Annotated in this window: 10 protein-coding genes and 1 pseudogene; 7 read left to right on the forward strand and 4 right to left on the reverse strand. The window is 68.9% G+C overall.

Annotation, left to right across the window (positions count from 1 at the left end; translation table 11 throughout):
- Window positions 1-124 precede the first annotated feature (124 nt).
- Both AC1RQF_RS24530 and AC1RQF_RS24535 read right to left on the reverse strand, forming a co-directional pair.
- Entirely contained in the window at window positions 125-1255 is a 1131-nt protein-coding gene (locus tag AC1RQF_RS24530) for a class I SAM-dependent methyltransferase (RefSeq protein ID WP_274000929.1), read from the reverse strand.
- A 114-nt stretch (window positions 1256-1369) separates the two neighbouring features.
- Window positions 1370-1876 carry an LEA/WHy family protein gene (locus AC1RQF_RS24535; RefSeq protein ID WP_274004431.1) on the reverse strand — a complete coding sequence of 169 codons (507 nt, stop codon included), beginning with the start codon at window positions 1874-1876 and terminating at the stop codon, window positions 1370-1372.
- Between the two features lie 680 nt (window positions 1877-2556).
- On the opposite strand from AC1RQF_RS24535, the gene AC1RQF_RS24540 reads away from it, so the two are divergent.
- Window positions 2557-4737: a M1 family metallopeptidase gene (locus AC1RQF_RS24540; protein WP_274000928.1), complete on the forward strand. Its 2181-nt coding sequence runs from the start codon at window positions 2557-2559 to the stop codon at window positions 4735-4737.
- A gap of 127 nt (window positions 4738-4864) precedes the next feature.
- On the opposite strand, the gene AC1RQF_RS24545 is transcribed toward AC1RQF_RS24540, so the two are convergent.
- Window positions 4865-5785 (reverse strand): LysR family transcriptional regulator, encoded by a 921-nt coding sequence (locus AC1RQF_RS24545; RefSeq protein WP_274000926.1) that lies wholly within the window; start codon window positions 5783-5785, stop codon window positions 4865-4867.
- A 127-nt stretch (window positions 5786-5912) separates the two neighbouring features.
- Between AC1RQF_RS24545 and AC1RQF_RS24550 the strand changes: the two genes are divergently transcribed.
- Complete coding sequence (locus tag AC1RQF_RS24550; RefSeq protein ID WP_274000924.1) at window positions 5913-6890, forward strand: quinone oxidoreductase family protein; 978 nt, start codon at window positions 5913-5915, stop codon at window positions 6888-6890.
- A 23-nt stretch (window positions 6891-6913) separates the two neighbouring features.
- A pseudogene (locus AC1RQF_RS24555) lies at window positions 6914-7063 on the forward strand (DUF1427 family protein); the annotation flags it as partial.
- Window positions 7064-7066: 3 nt separating this feature from the next.
- Here the strand turns inward: AC1RQF_RS24555 and AC1RQF_RS24560 are convergent.
- Window positions 7067-8113: a transporter gene (locus AC1RQF_RS24560; RefSeq protein WP_274000923.1), complete on the reverse strand. Its 1047-nt coding sequence runs from the start codon at window positions 8111-8113 to the stop codon at window positions 7067-7069.
- A 528-nt stretch (window positions 8114-8641) separates the two neighbouring features.
- On the opposite strand from AC1RQF_RS24560, the gene AC1RQF_RS24565 reads away from it, so the two are divergent.
- From AC1RQF_RS24565 to AC1RQF_RS24580, 4 genes are all read left to right on the forward strand, one after another.
- Window positions 8642-8866: a hypothetical protein gene (locus tag AC1RQF_RS24565; protein ID WP_274000922.1), complete on the forward strand. Its 225-nt coding sequence runs from the start codon at window positions 8642-8644 to the stop codon at window positions 8864-8866.
- Window positions 8867-9016: 150 nt separating this feature from the next.
- Window positions 9017-10279: an HlyD family secretion protein gene (locus AC1RQF_RS24570; RefSeq protein ID WP_274000921.1), complete on the forward strand. Its 1263-nt coding sequence runs from the start codon at window positions 9017-9019 to the stop codon at window positions 10277-10279.
- Window positions 10280-10292: 13 nt separating this feature from the next.
- A complete protein-coding gene (locus tag AC1RQF_RS24575; protein ID WP_492873153.1) occupies window positions 10293-12539 on the forward strand; it encodes a peptidase domain-containing ABC transporter in 2247 nt (748 codons plus the stop codon).
- Window positions 12536-13981, forward strand: a complete 1446-nt coding sequence (locus tag AC1RQF_RS24580; protein ID WP_274000919.1) for a TolC family protein — start codon at window positions 12536-12538, stop codon at window positions 13979-13981. The genes AC1RQF_RS24575 and AC1RQF_RS24580 overlap by 4 nt, the downstream gene beginning before the upstream one ends.
- The last annotated feature ends 12 nt before the right edge of the window (window positions 13982-13993 follow it).

The following is a 13993-nucleotide window of genomic DNA, read 5'->3' on the forward strand; positions in this document are numbered from 1 at the left end:
TCACACGGATTTCGGAGTTTTTGTTCGACGTCGTGCGGAAACCAGCCGCCGCGCCCCCGATCGATCGGGCGCGCGGCGGACAGGCAGGCGGAGAAAACCTCAGTTTACCGAAAAGCGCGGCGCGTCACGCCCGCGCGGCGAGCCGCCACAGCGACGTGCGCTCCGCCGCGCGCGCGCTATGCAGCGGATCGGCGGGATCGGCCGCCTTCGGATGGTGCGGCCGGATCTCGTCGCGACCGATTACCGTCAGGCCCGCCGCCTCGATCCAGCCGAGCAGCGCCTCGCGCGTGCGCAGGCCGAGATGTTCCGCGAAATCGGACAGGATCAGCCAGCCTTCGCCGCCCGGCTCCAGGTGCGCGGCGAGCCCCGCGAGAAAGCCCCTGAGCATCCGGCTGTCCGGATCGTAGACCGCATACTCGATCGCCGAGCTGGGCCGCGCGGGCACCCAGGGCGGATTGCAGACCACGAGCGGCGCGCGCCCGGCCGGAAACAGGTCCGCCTCGCCTACCTCGACCTGCCCGGCATAGCCGAGCCGCGCGAGGTTGTCGCGCGCGCAGGCCAGCGCGCGCGGATCCTGGTCGGTCGCCACCACGCGGCGCACGCCGCGCGCCGCCAGCACCGCCGCCAGCACGCCGGTGCCGGTGCCGATGTCGAATGCGAGCGCGCTCGACGGCAGCGGCGCGCGCGCGACCAGCGTCACGTACTCGCCGCGCACCGGCGAGAACACGCCGTAGTGCGGATGGATGCGCGCGCCGAGCGCGTCGATCTCAACCCCTTTCTTGCGCCATTCGTGCGCGCCGTTGAGCCCGAGCAATTCGCGCAGCGACACGATCGAGCGCTCGCCGCCGCCCGGCCCGTAGGCTTCCTCGCACGCGTCGCGCCAATCGGGCGCGCGCCGCAGCGCGATCCCGTAGTCCGCCTCGAGCGGGATCAGCAGCATGCCGAGCGTGCGCGCGCGCTGCGACTGCGCGAGCCGATGGAGATTGAAGGCGTCGGCGGGCGTCGCGGCCGCCTTGCGCGGCTTGCGGTCGAGGCGGCGCGCGAGCGCCTGCAGCAGTTGCCGCGCATTCTGGAAGTCGCCCTGCCAGACGAGCGCCGTGCCCTCGCTCGCGAGGCGATAGGCGACGTCGGCCGTGGTGCGGTCGTCGGCCGGCACCGCGCGCCGCGGCGGGCTCGCGCCCGCTTCGGAGCGCCAGCGCGCGACACAGTCCGCGCCCTGAGCGTCGGTCCAATGGAAAAGAGTGGAATCAGTCACACGTACTCGAAAACGGTTGAATCACAGGCGATGCCGTGCATCGCACGGACCACACAGTAGCGCGCTTTGGGCCGCGGCCGCAAAACCGCGCGACCGGCCGCGCGGCACGCCAACTCAATACGGCGCGGGAGCGGTGCCGAACAGCGGCGACGCCGGCAGGCTCAGCTCGCCCGCGTCGTGAAAACGCGCGCCGCCGAACGGACCGCCGCCGAGCCGGCCGCGCATCACATAGGGCAGCTTGCCCGCGCCGGCCACGTCGGCGAGGCCGAACGCCTGCCGCGCGACAGCGAACGCGGACACCGTGACGGGCACCGCGATCACCGCCTCGCCGAAGCGCGGGACCGTGCCGCGCGCATCGCTGACGCCGGTCGCGAACGCCTTGCCGTTCACCTCGAGATCGAGCGAGACGCCGTCGTAGTCGAGCGCGCTGTCGTTGGGATTCTGCAGCCGCAGCATCACGTTGAAACGCGCCTCCAGCCCCTGGCCGGCCAGCGGTTCGAGGCCCACCACGTTCGCGCGCACCGGGTCGCGACCGGACAGCGCCGCGCAGCCGCCCAGCATCAGCAACATGGCAAGCGCAAGCAGCCACCCACGTGGAACGGCACGGAACGAACGGAACATGACGACGACCTCGCTTTGGAACACCCGGACCGGCCATTGTACCGAGCCCGCCCCGTCGCCTCGTTCGGACTCCCCGTCGCGCGCGCCCTGGTCCGACGAACCCGGCCGGTGGATCTCGTAGTTTCCGCGCGGCGCGCCGCCGGCCGCGCGCGCCGCACTACGAAAATTCAATCACCCGAAAATATTGTCCATTAACTCACTCAATTCATATTCATTGAAAGAAACGTAATATGCATTTTTAGAAAAATTTCGTTTCCTTTGCAGAAAATCATCAAGTATATTGACCCACATCTTTCGATTCGCCTGACATACCTTAAAAGTGCTTGACAATCACGCCTCCGCCGCTCTGGCGGGCGGGTGCGTTCAAGCGCGCGCCGAAGCTATGCCAGACGGCGGAAGTCGCCGGCCCATATGGCTCCCGGCCTTGGTGAAGCGCGCCGCGGCGGCGCGTCGCCGCCGTGCGCGAGCTGACGTCCGATTCGGCCGCGCCGGCAGTTTGATCGACAATCCAGAATCAAAAGGGGGCACCACTCCATGATTATCTTCATCTAGTCAATTACCACGCCTTTCGAATATCACCGGAATACCGTCATTCGCCGTCGATTAACGGCGAGGGCGAACTATTGCCGGTCGATTGCAAAACATGATTGTCTGGTCTTTCTTCCATTCGAGGTTTCAGCATGTGGATCAATACGCATAGGATTCGCTACCTGTCGCTGCTGGGCGTGCTCGCGCTCGCAGCCTGCGGCGGCGACGACGGCGGCATCGGCGGCTCGGCCACGTCGCTCGGCGCGGCGCACGCGCCGACCGTGGCCACCCCCGCCGCCAGCACGCCGGCGGCCACCCCGGTCGACAAAAGCGCGAAGCCGGTCGAGCTGCCCGACACGGTGGTGCCGGTCAACTACCGGCTGTGGTTCCGCCCGAACGACGACCTGAACCAGTTCAACGGGCGCGCGGACGTCGAGATCAAGGTGCTCAAGCCGGTCAATGCGATCGTCGTCGCCGCGCACCGGATCCAGTTCACCAACGGCCGGATCACGCTGCAGCCCGGCAACGTGCCGCTGATCGCCACGCCACAGAGCAAGGGCGACTATTACCAGCTGCGCCCCGCGAGCGGCTCGATCGCCCCGGGCAACTATTCGCTGCACATGGAATGGCAGGGCATCATCAACTTCATGTCGAAGGGCGACCCGACCAAGGGCACCGTCGGCAGCTGCGACAACGATCCGTATCCCGGCTGCTCCGCCGCCGAAGGGATCTTCCGCGTCGACCTGAAAGGCACCGACGGCAAGACCAGCGGCGCGATCCTCACGCAGGGCGAAACCGACCTGTCGCGCCAGTGGTTCCCCGGCTGGGACGAGCCGGCGTTCCGCCCGACCTACGAGGTGACGGCCGAGGTGCCGCAGGCGTGGCGCGTGGTGTCGAACGCGGCCGAGAAGCCGGCGGCGAACGTCGGCGGCGGCTACAAGCTGGTGTCGTTCGAGAAGACGCCGCCGATGCCGTCCTATCTGGTGTTCTTCGGCGGCGGCCAGTTCGACGTGCTCGAGGACGACTTCACGAGCCCGCTGCCCGACGGCCGCGGCTTGCACCTGCGCGTGTTCACGCCGCCCGGCATGCGGGACTGGGCGAAGCCCGCGATGCAGCGCACCAAGCAGGCGCTCGACTTCTACTACCGCTATACGGGCATTCCGCTGCCGCTCACCAAGTTCGACACGGTCGCCGCGAACGATGCGTTCAAGGCGCAGAAGAACCTGAACTTCGGCGGCATGGAGAACTGGGGCTCGATTCTCGAGTTCGCGGACGACATCCTGCCCGAGCCGGGCAAGCCGATGTCGCGCTACGGCGACCAGGTGCTCACGCACGAAGTCGCGCACCAGTGGTTCGGCGATCTCGTGACGGCCGACTGGTGGGACAACGTGTGGCTCAACGAATCGTTCGCGACCTTCTTCGAAACCAAGACGACGATCCAGTTCTTCCCGGATCAGTTCAACTGGATCGATGACGTGAAGGACCGCTATCGCGTGATCAATCGCGACATCGGGCCGAACGCGTTCCCGGTCGCGCCGAACTTCAACGCGTGGGGCTCGAACGAATTCGTGCTCGGCGGCGGCTCGTTCGTCTACAACAAGGGCGGCCACGTGCTGAAGATGCTCGAGGGCTATCTCGGCGAGGAAACGCTGCGCAAGGGTCTGCAGCAGTACCTGACCGATTACTCGTTCGGCAACGGCACGCCGAAGCGGCTGTGGGATGCGCTGTCGAAGGCGAGCGGCCAGCAGGTCGGGCCGATCGGCGACAGCTACGTGCGCCAGACCGGCGTGCCGCTCCTGAGCCTCGACACGCAGTGCGACCTGACGAAGAACCAGACCATCGTCACGCTGAAGCAGGCGCCGTACCCGAATACCAACAAGTATCCGGGCACGCAGTGGACGGTGCCGGTCACGCTCGCGTACGGCGACGGCCTCGTCAACCGCAAGACGCTCGCGCTCAAGGACACCCAGACGCAGATCCGTCTCGACGGCTGCTCGGCGGTGCTCGCGAACCCGTCGGGCCACGACTACTACGTGACGAACTACAGCGACGCCGCGTGGAGCGCGCTGCTGCCGCAGCTCGGCCGCACGACCGATCCAGTGCTGCTGCAAAGCCTGAAGAGCGAAGCCGCGCTGCTGGTCGGCTCGAACCTCGCACCGGCCTCGCGTTCGAGCAGCATCGGCACGATCAACTCGCCGGCTGCGATGTCGCTGCGTCAGGTGCCGTCCGGCAGCACGCTGCTCGCGCCGGCCACGACGGACGAACGCGAACGCGACTATCCGACGCTGCGCTACCAGGGCAAGTTCGTGCCGCGGCAGGTGCACACGCAGTAAGCGCGCGGCGGATCGCGCGGGCCGTCGCACGGCGCGCGCGACACCGGCCGCCCCGCGCGGCCGGCCGCCCGCCCCAACCAACGGACCTCGTCAGCGAGGTCCGTTTTTTTTCGCCCGCGCGCCGCGCTCAGCCCGCTTCGCGCTCCCACGGCGGCGGCGCGAACCACGCCTTGAGGAACTCGATGAGCCGCAGCGTGCGCGCGCTGCCGCGCGCCTGCTGGCGCAGCAGGTGGATCGTCGCGCGCTCCTCGATCGCGCCGAGCGCCGGCAGCACCCGCTGCAAGGTTCCCGCGCGCAGCGCGTCGCCCGCGAGCCAGGTCGGCAGATGCGCGATGCCGAGCCCGTCGAGCGCCGCCGCCAGCAAGGCCTCCGAATGATTGCTGCGGAACCTCGGCCGCGCCGGCGGCAGCCGGCGCTCGCCGAACCGCCACGCGCCCGGCGGCGGCGCGCCGACCCAGGCGAGGCAGTCGTGCTCCGCCAGCGCGTCGAGCGACGCGGGTGCGCCGCACCGCTCGAGATAGGCGGGGCTCGCGCACAGCACCCGCCGCTGCGGCGCGAGCACCGTCGCGACCAGCCGCGTGTCCTCCAGCGGGCCGATCCGCAGCGCGAGATCGACCTCGGCGCCGAGCCGCTCGCCGTGCGGATCGACCATGCTGTCCGTCAGCAGCAGCTCCACGTCGAGCGCCGGATGACGCCGCATGAACGCCGCGACGGCCGGCATCAGGTGGAGCCGGCCGAACGGCGCCGGACAATCGACGCGCAAGAGCCCGCCCGGCTCGCTGTGCCGGCTGTGCAGGTCCTCCTGCAGGCCGCGGATCTCCGCGAGCAGGCCCTTGGCCCGCTCGTACAGCAACTGGCCGGCCTCGGTCGGCTTCACCGCGTGCGTGGTCCGGTGCAGGAGCGGCAGCCCGAGCTGCGCCTCCAGGTGATCGATGCGGCGCGTGACCGACGACGCGGCCACGCCAAGCCGCCGCGCCACCGCCGAGAAGCCTTGCTGGTCGACCACGTCGACGAAGACCGAGAGATGGGGAGACAGGAGATCGTCCATGATGGCTTTGCGTTGAATGCAAAACCATCATGCGCCTTTGCATCTTTCCGCGTCAACCGCGCCTGCCTACACTGCCCTCATCCCTTTTCTCCGGCCGCCCAAGGCGGCCTTCCACCAGGAGCCCGCCATGCGCAGCATCCGCCTTGACACCGCCGCCCCCGACATCGACGCGCTCGACGCCGCCGTCCGGGAGGTCGACGCGCCCACCCCGGCCGCGGGCGACCTGCTCATCGAAATCCACGCGGCCGGCGTGAACCCGAGCGACGTGAAGGCCGCGCTCGGCCACATGCCGCACGCGATCTGGCCGCGCACGCCGGGCCGCGACTGGTCCGGCATCGTGCGCGTGGGCCCCGCCGACTGGATCGGCGCGCCGGTGTGGGGCTCGGGCGGCGAGCTGGGGATCCGCCGCGACGGCTCGCACGCCGCGCTGCTCGCGCTCGACGCCGCCAAGGTGCGCCGCAAGCCCGCGCGCCTGACGCTCGACGAGGCGGCCGGCGTCGGCGTGCCGTTCATCACCGCCTACGAAGGCCTGCGCCGCGCCGGGTTGCCGGCCGAGGGCGAGGTGGTGCTCGTGTTCGGCGCGAACGGCAAGGTCGGCCAGGCGGCGATCCAGCTGGCGAGCGCGCGCGGCGCGACCGTGATCGGCGTCGAGCGCGGTCCGGGCGCGTATCGCGGCCACGCGACGGGGCCGGTGCCCGTGATCGACGCCTCGGCGGGCGACGTCGCCGCCGCGGTGCGCGACGCCACGGGCGGCCGCGGCGCGGATCTCGTCTACAACACCGTCGGCAGTCCCTACTTCGCGGCGGCGAACGCGGCGATGGCGATCGGCGCGCGCCAGATCTTCATCTCGACGCTCGAACGCAGCGTGCCGTTCGACATCTTCGCGTTCTATCGCGGCCAGCACACCTACGTCGGCGTCGATTCGCTCGCGCTCGACGGCGCCGCGAGCGCGCGGATCCTCGATGCGCTCGCGCCCGGCTTCGAGGGCGGCACGCTGCGCGCCTTCCCGATCACGGCCGATCACACGTATCCGCTCGAACGCGCGCACGATGCATACCGCGCGGTGCTCGCGGGCGCGCGCGAACGTGTCCTGCTCAAACCCTGAGCCTCGCAACGAAGGAGATGGCCATGACCGATTACCTGGTTTCGCTCGTCGTCGGACTCGGCGTCGGCGTGCTGTACGCGCTGCTGCACGTGCGTTCGCCCGCGCCGCCGCTCGTCGCGCTGGTCGGCCTGCTCGGCATGGTGCTCGGCGAGCGCGCGATCGCGCTGCTGCGCTAGTCAGCGGTCGCCGCCCCGGTTGCGGCGGAACGCCCACCACGCGGCCAGCGCGGTGAAGCCCGCCACCAGCAGCACCATCATCCAAAAGCCGTGCTTGTTCTCCGAGAACGGCACGCCGCCCACGTTCATGCCGAAGAAACCGGCGACGATGTTGATCGGCAGCGCGATCACGGTCACGAGCGTCAGCGTGAACAGCGTGCGGTTGTTCTGCTCCGCGAGCCGCGCGCTGATCTCTTCCTGCAGCAGCTTGATCCGCTCGACCAGCCCCGCGAGATCGGCCAGCACGCGCGAAAATTCCTCGGTCGATTCGCGCAGCGCCTGCACGTCGTCGGGCAGGAGCCACGCCGGCGGCTTCGCGAGCAGCCGGAAGATCGCGCCCGGCTCCGGCGCGAGCATGCGTTGCAGGCGCGTCAGCGTGCGGCGCATCGTGCCCAGCTCCATCCGGTTCGCGGTCGGCCGCTGCGACAGGAAGCGATCCTCGATCTGGTCGATCTCGACGCTCGTGCGCCGCACGATCTCCACCATCAGGTCCGCCTGATCGCGCAGCAGATGGATCAGCAGCCCGGCGGGCGAGCGGAAGCGCTCGCCTTGCCGCACGCAGGCGCGCAGCGTGTCGACGGAGCGCAGCGGCTTCAGGCGCGCGCTGACCAGCAGGTGCCGGTGCGCATACGCCCAGAGCGTCGAGATCTCGGCCGGCGTCGGATCGAAATTGAACATCACGTCGTTGACCACGGCTCGCAGCGCGCCGTCCTGCTGCTCGATCCGGGTGGAATGCGAGCCTTCGCGCAGGAATTCGAAGAACGTCTCCGGCAAATCGAGGTGCGCGCGCATCCAGCGCTCGCTCGCCCCATGCGCGAGATTGAAGTGCAGCCACAGGAACGGGCGCCGGCCGTCGTCGCGCGCCGGCGCGTCGGGCTGCCGCGCGAGCCACTCGACCACCTGCCCGGCGTCGACCGGCTCGCCCGCGGCGTCGGGCGCGAACAGGAAGCCGCACACCATGCCGGACAGGTCGGCGCCATAGGTTTGCACGATCAACTCGGGTTTCATTGCGGTGTTCGCCTGCTCAGCATTTCGGATCCGTAGCCAATGCCACAGTCGTGTGTCGCGGCGATGTCAGGACGCGTATCCGGCTCCATTCCGTCTCGCCCGACGCCGCGCCGGCCTTTCCCACAAGCGACGGCATTCCGCGTTCCTCACGCCTCGCGACGTAATGGATCACACCGACTTTTAATTACGCACCGCTAAATGAACATTCTCGACGACGCTTATTTCGAGATCCTGCTTTATCTCGAATTAGCAATCTGAACGCTGAGTACGCTACCGCACTTTCACCTCACGCAAGCTTTGTTAATTTTCATCGGACAAAACCGCCGTCTCGAGCACGACCTGGAAAACAGCCCCGCCCATCCTTCAATTCCCCTCTGAATCGATGTTCGAGCATGAATCCTGATAAGGGCGCGGTTGAAAATATAGGATCGCGAAATATTAAAGAGAATTGATTTGCACAGTGCAAACAAGGCACGGCAGATCGGTACCCTGCCAGATGGGCCATCTGGCATTTATTGGAGAAGATCCATGCAAGAACTCAACCAACAGGAAGTTGCGCTGGTTTCGGGCGGTCACTATGACGGCGGCACCATTTTCGATACGGCGGGCAATCTGATCGAATCATATGCCCAGGGCCTGGTCAACGTCGGCCTGGCCGCGTACAAGGCGGGCGAAGCGGTGACGACGGTCGCGGTCACCACGGGCAACACCCTGCTGGGCCTGATCGGCAGCCTGTTCGGCATCAAGAAGTAAGCTTTCGCGCACAGCGTCTCCCGCGCGACGACCGGCGGCCGCTTCGCGGCGGTCGCCGGCCCGCCCGGCATGCACGGTTCCGGCCGTGCATGCCGGGTCGCTTTTGCGGCGCATCGCCAAGCACGCCGCCCCATTCGACCGCTCCCGTCCGTGACCTCGCCCACGCCCCTGTTCCGCGAAGCCGCGCAAGACGCGCAGCGCACCCGCACGCTCGGCGAGATCGTCCTGATCCGCCCCGTCTCGCTCCGTTTCCTGACGCTCGCGGCCGTCAGCATGGCCCTCGTCGTGATCCTGTTCTTCGCGTTCGGCGCCTATACGCGCCGCACCACGGTCGAAGGCGTGCTCACGCCCGACACCGGGCTCGTCAAGCTCTACACCCAGCAGCCGGGCATCGTGCTGCGCAAGTACGTGACCGAGGGCCGCGCCGTCACGCGCGGCCAGCCGCTCTATGCGATCTCCACCGACCTGCAGAGCGCCGCCGCCGGCGACACCCAGGCCGCCATCATCGATCAGGCCCGCCAGCGCAAGTCCTCGCTCCAGCAGGAAATGGCCAAGACCCGCCAGTTGCAGGGCGACGAGCGCGATACCCTGCAGGCCAAGATCACGAGCCTGCGCGCCGAACTCGCCGGCATCGACGACCAGCTCGCCGCCCAGCGCACGCGCACCTCGCTCGCGGCCGATGCGGCCGCGCGCTACGCCGGCCTGCTCGCCAAGGACTACATCTCCAAGGACCAGGCCCAACAGCGCGAGGCCGACCTGCTCGACCAGCAATCGAAGCTGCACGGCCTGCAGCGCGATCGGGCCGGCACGACGCAGCAGCTCACCCAGGCGCTCAGCGATCTCGACGGCCTCGCCCTCAAGCAGCAGAACCAGCTCGCCCAGCTCGGCCGCAACGTCAGCGAAGTCGACCAGAGCCTGATCGAGAGCGAGGCCCGCCGCGAGCTCGTGATCACCGCACCCGAGACCGGCACCGCCACCGCCGTGATCGCCGAACCCGGCCAGATGGTCGACACGGCTCACCCGCTTGCCAGTATCGTGCCGGCGAGCTCGCACTGGCAGGCCTACCTGTTCGTGCCGAGCGCCGCGGTCGGCTTCATCCACGTCGGCGCGCCCGTGCTGATCCGCTACCAGGCCTACCCGTACCAGAAATTCGGCCAGTACGCGGCCACCGTCACCTCGATCGCGCGCACCGCGCTGTCGACGGCCGACCTCGCGTCGAGCGGCGGCCCCGCGAGCGGCGACGGCACCTACTACCGCGTCACCGTCGCACTGCGGTCGCAGTCCGTCACCGCCTACGGCAAGCCGCAGCCCTTGCAGGCCGGCATGGCCCTGCAGGCCGACATCCTGCAGGAACGCCGCCGCCTGTACGAGTGGGTGCTCGAACCGCTCTACAGCCTCACCGGCAAACTCTGACCCGCGCCCGCCCATGTCCCTTCTCAACCGGCTTTCCTTCGGCATCGGCAACCCGCTGCCGATGATCCTGCAGACCGAAGCCGCGGAATGCGGCCTCGCCTGCCTCGCGATGGTCGCCGGCTTCCACGGCCATCATGTCGATCTCGCCACGCTGCGCGGCCGCTTTCCGGTCTCGCTCAAGGGCGCCGGACTCGGGCGCGTGATCGAGGTCGCCCAGCGCCTCGAACTCGGCACCCGCGCGCTCAAGCTCGATCTCGATCACCTCGCGCAATTGCGCCTGCCCTGCGTGCTGCACTGGAACTTCAATCACTTCGTCGTGCTGCGCGCGGTGAACGGCCAGACCGTGACGATCCACGATCCGGCCCAGGGCATCCGCAAGCTCACGCTCGCCGAAGTCTCGCGCGCGTTCACCGGCGTCGCGCTCGAACTGTGGCCGGTCGGCGGCTTCGAGCCGCGCGAGCGCGCGCCCGCCGTCAAACTGCGCGCGCTGCTCGGCCCGGTCGCCGGGCTCTCGCGCTCGCTCGGGCAGATTCTACTGCTGGCGCTCGCGCTCGAAGTGTTCGCGCTCGCCTCGCCGTTCTTCCTGCAATGGGTGATCGACGAGGTGATCGTCAGCGCCGATCGCGACCTGCTGACCGTGCTCGGCCTCGGCTTCGCACTCCTGATGGTGATGCAGCAGGCCACCAACGCGATCCGCGGCTGGGCGCTCATGTATCTCGGCACGACGCTCAACGTGCAGTGGCGCGCCAATGTCTTCACGCATCTGTTGAGCCTGCCGGTGCAATACTTCGAGCGCCGCCACCTCGGCGACGTCGTGTCGCGCTTCGGCGCGGTCGACACGATCCAGCAGACCCTCACCACCTCGTTCCTGAGCGCCGTGATCGACGGCCTGATGACGATCGTCACGCTCGGCATGATGTTCCTCTACAGCTGGAAGCTCGCGCTCGTCGCGCTCGGCGCGATGCTGCTCTACGCGCTGCTGCGCTGGCTCTGGTACCGGCCGCTGCGGCGCGCGACCGAGGAGCAGATCGTCCACGCCGCGAAGCAGCAGAGCCACTTCCTCGAAACCGTGCGCGGCGTGAAGACCATCAAGCTGTTCAACCGTCAGCAGGAGCGGCGCGCGAGCTGGCTCACGCTGTTCGTCGAACAGGTCAACGCGGGCCTCCATGTGCAGAAGCTGCAATTGCTGTATCAGCAACTGAACGGGCTGCTGTTCGGCCTCGAAGGCATCGCGATCATCTGGCTCGGCGCGCGGCTCGTGATGGACGGCCAGTTCACGGTCGGCGTGCTGATGGCGTTCAACGCGTACCGCATGCAGTTCGACAGCCGCGTCGGCAGCCTGATCGACAAGTACTTCGAGGTGAAGATGCTGCAATTGCAGGGCGAGCGGCTCGCCGACATCGTGTTCGCGCAGTCCGAACCCGACGCGAGCCTGCGCAACGTGCCGGGCGAGGCCGACGAGCTGGTCGCGAGCATCGAGACCGACCAGCTCGCGTTCCGCTACGCCGACGGCGAGCCGCTCGTGCTCGACGGCGTGTCGCTGTCGATCTCGCCCGGCGAATCGGTCGCGATCGTCGGGCCGTCCGGCTGCGGCAAGACCACGCTGATCAACGTGCTGCTCGGCCTGCTCGCGCCGACGGGCGGCTGCGTGCGGATCGGCGGCGTCGAGGTGGAGCGGCTCGGCATCGAGCGGCTGCGCACGCTGGTCGGCACCGTGCTGCAGGACGACGTGCTGTTCGCCGGCTCGATCGCCGACAACATCAGCTTCTTCGATCCGCAGGCCGACCCGCGCTGGGTCGCCGAGTGCGCGCAGCGCGCGGCGGTGCACGCGGACATCGTCGCGATGCCGATGGGCTACAACACGCTGGTCGGCGACATGGGCACGGTGCTGTCGGGCGGTCAGAAGCAGCGCGTGCTGCTCGCGCGCGCGTTGTACAAGCGGCCCAGGATCCTGGTGCTCGACGAAGCCACCAGCCACCTCGACGTGCAGCGCGAGCAGCAGGTGAACGCGGCGGTCGCGTCGCTCAACATGACGCGCCTGATCGTCGCACACCGGCCGGAGACGATCGCGTCGGCGTCGCGCGTGATCCTGCTGAACGGCGGCAAGATCGCGCTCGACCAGCCGACTTCCCCGCTCGGCGCGGGACAGGCGGACGGTGCCTCGGGCCGAGACGCTGCCGGTGCCGCTGCATCGGGTGCCGCTGCATCGAACGCCGCCGCGAGCGCGCCCACCGAACCACAGGCCGCGACGGAACGATGAAACCGATACGGCCGCTTACCCTCGCCGCCTGCGCGGCGCTCGCGCTGCTGGGTTCACCGGCGGCCCATGCGCAATGGCTCGACGCCTATCGCACCCAGCGGCTCGTGTCCGACACGCCCGCCGCGCCGCTGCTGAAGAACGCCTCGTGCGTCGCCGAGGTCGCCGACCGCCCGCTCGAACTCGAGGATGCGATCCTCCAGGCCGTCTGCGCGAACCCGCAGGCGCGCCTCGCCTGGGCGAACGCGCGCGCGCAGGCCGCGGCCGTCGGCGTCAGCGAGGCCGCGTTCCTGCCGACGATCAATGCGACCGGCGGCTACGAGCGCGACACACTGTCGACCACCTACGACTACTCGAAAATCGGCCTGGGCTCGATCCGCAATTCGCAAAATTCGTCGAGCAAGTACGGCATGCTGAACCTGAGCTGGGTGCTGTTCGATTTCGGCAAGCGCAGCGCCGGGCTGCGCCAGGCGCGCCAGCTGCTCGAGGCCGCCAACGCGGCGCAGGACGACGCCCTGCAGACCGTGTTCTTCAATGCGGCGCAGGCCTACTACGCGGTGCGCGACGCGCAGGCCGCGCTCGACGCGGCGCGCCAGACCGAACGGATCGCCGGCGAGAGTCTCGCGGAAGCCCGCGCGAAGCACGATGCCGGCGCAGGCACGCTGAGCGATCAGCTGCAGGCGCAGACCGCCTATCGCCGCGCGCTGCTCGATCGCGTGAGCGCCGAGGGCGACGCGCACGGCGCGGACGGCGCGCTCGCCGTCGCGATGGGGCTCGACGCGAACACGCCGCTGCGCGTCGCGCCCGCGCCGCCGCTCGCGGAGCACGATGCCTTCGCACAAGGCGTCGATCAGTTGCTCGACGAGGCGAAGGCGCGACAACCGAAACTCGTCGCCGCGCGCGCGAAGCTGCAGGCGGCACGCGAGAACGTCGACGTGGTGCGCGCGCAGGGCCGCCCCACCATCTCGCTGGTCGGCAGCCTCTCGCAGAACAACCCGTCCTATCAGCAGCAGCCGCAATCCGTCCCGATCACGGCAAGCCGCGGCAGCACGATCGGCGTGCAGGTCACGATCCCCTTGTTCGAAGGCTTCGCATCCGGTTATCGAGTCGCACAGGCCCAGGCGCAGGCCGACGCGCGCGAGGCCGAACTGCGCAACACCGAGCTGCAGGTCTCACTCGAGGTGTGGAAAAGCTACCAGAGCGTGCAGACCGACACCGCGAACCTCGACAACTCACACGCGCTGCTCGCCGACGCGCAGCGCGCGCTCGACATCGCCCGGGGCCGCTACAAGGCCGGCGTCGGCACCTTCACCGAACTACAGGATACGCAGGCCGCGCTCGCCGACGCGCGCAAGCAACGCGTGCTCGCGGTCTCGAAGTGGCGCACCTCGCGGCTGCGGCTCGCGGCGAGCCTGGGCAATCTGGGCTTGTGGTCGGTGCAGTGAAGGGCGCGCCCG

The organism is Burkholderia sp. GW821-FHT14F03, from assembly GCF_058803765.1.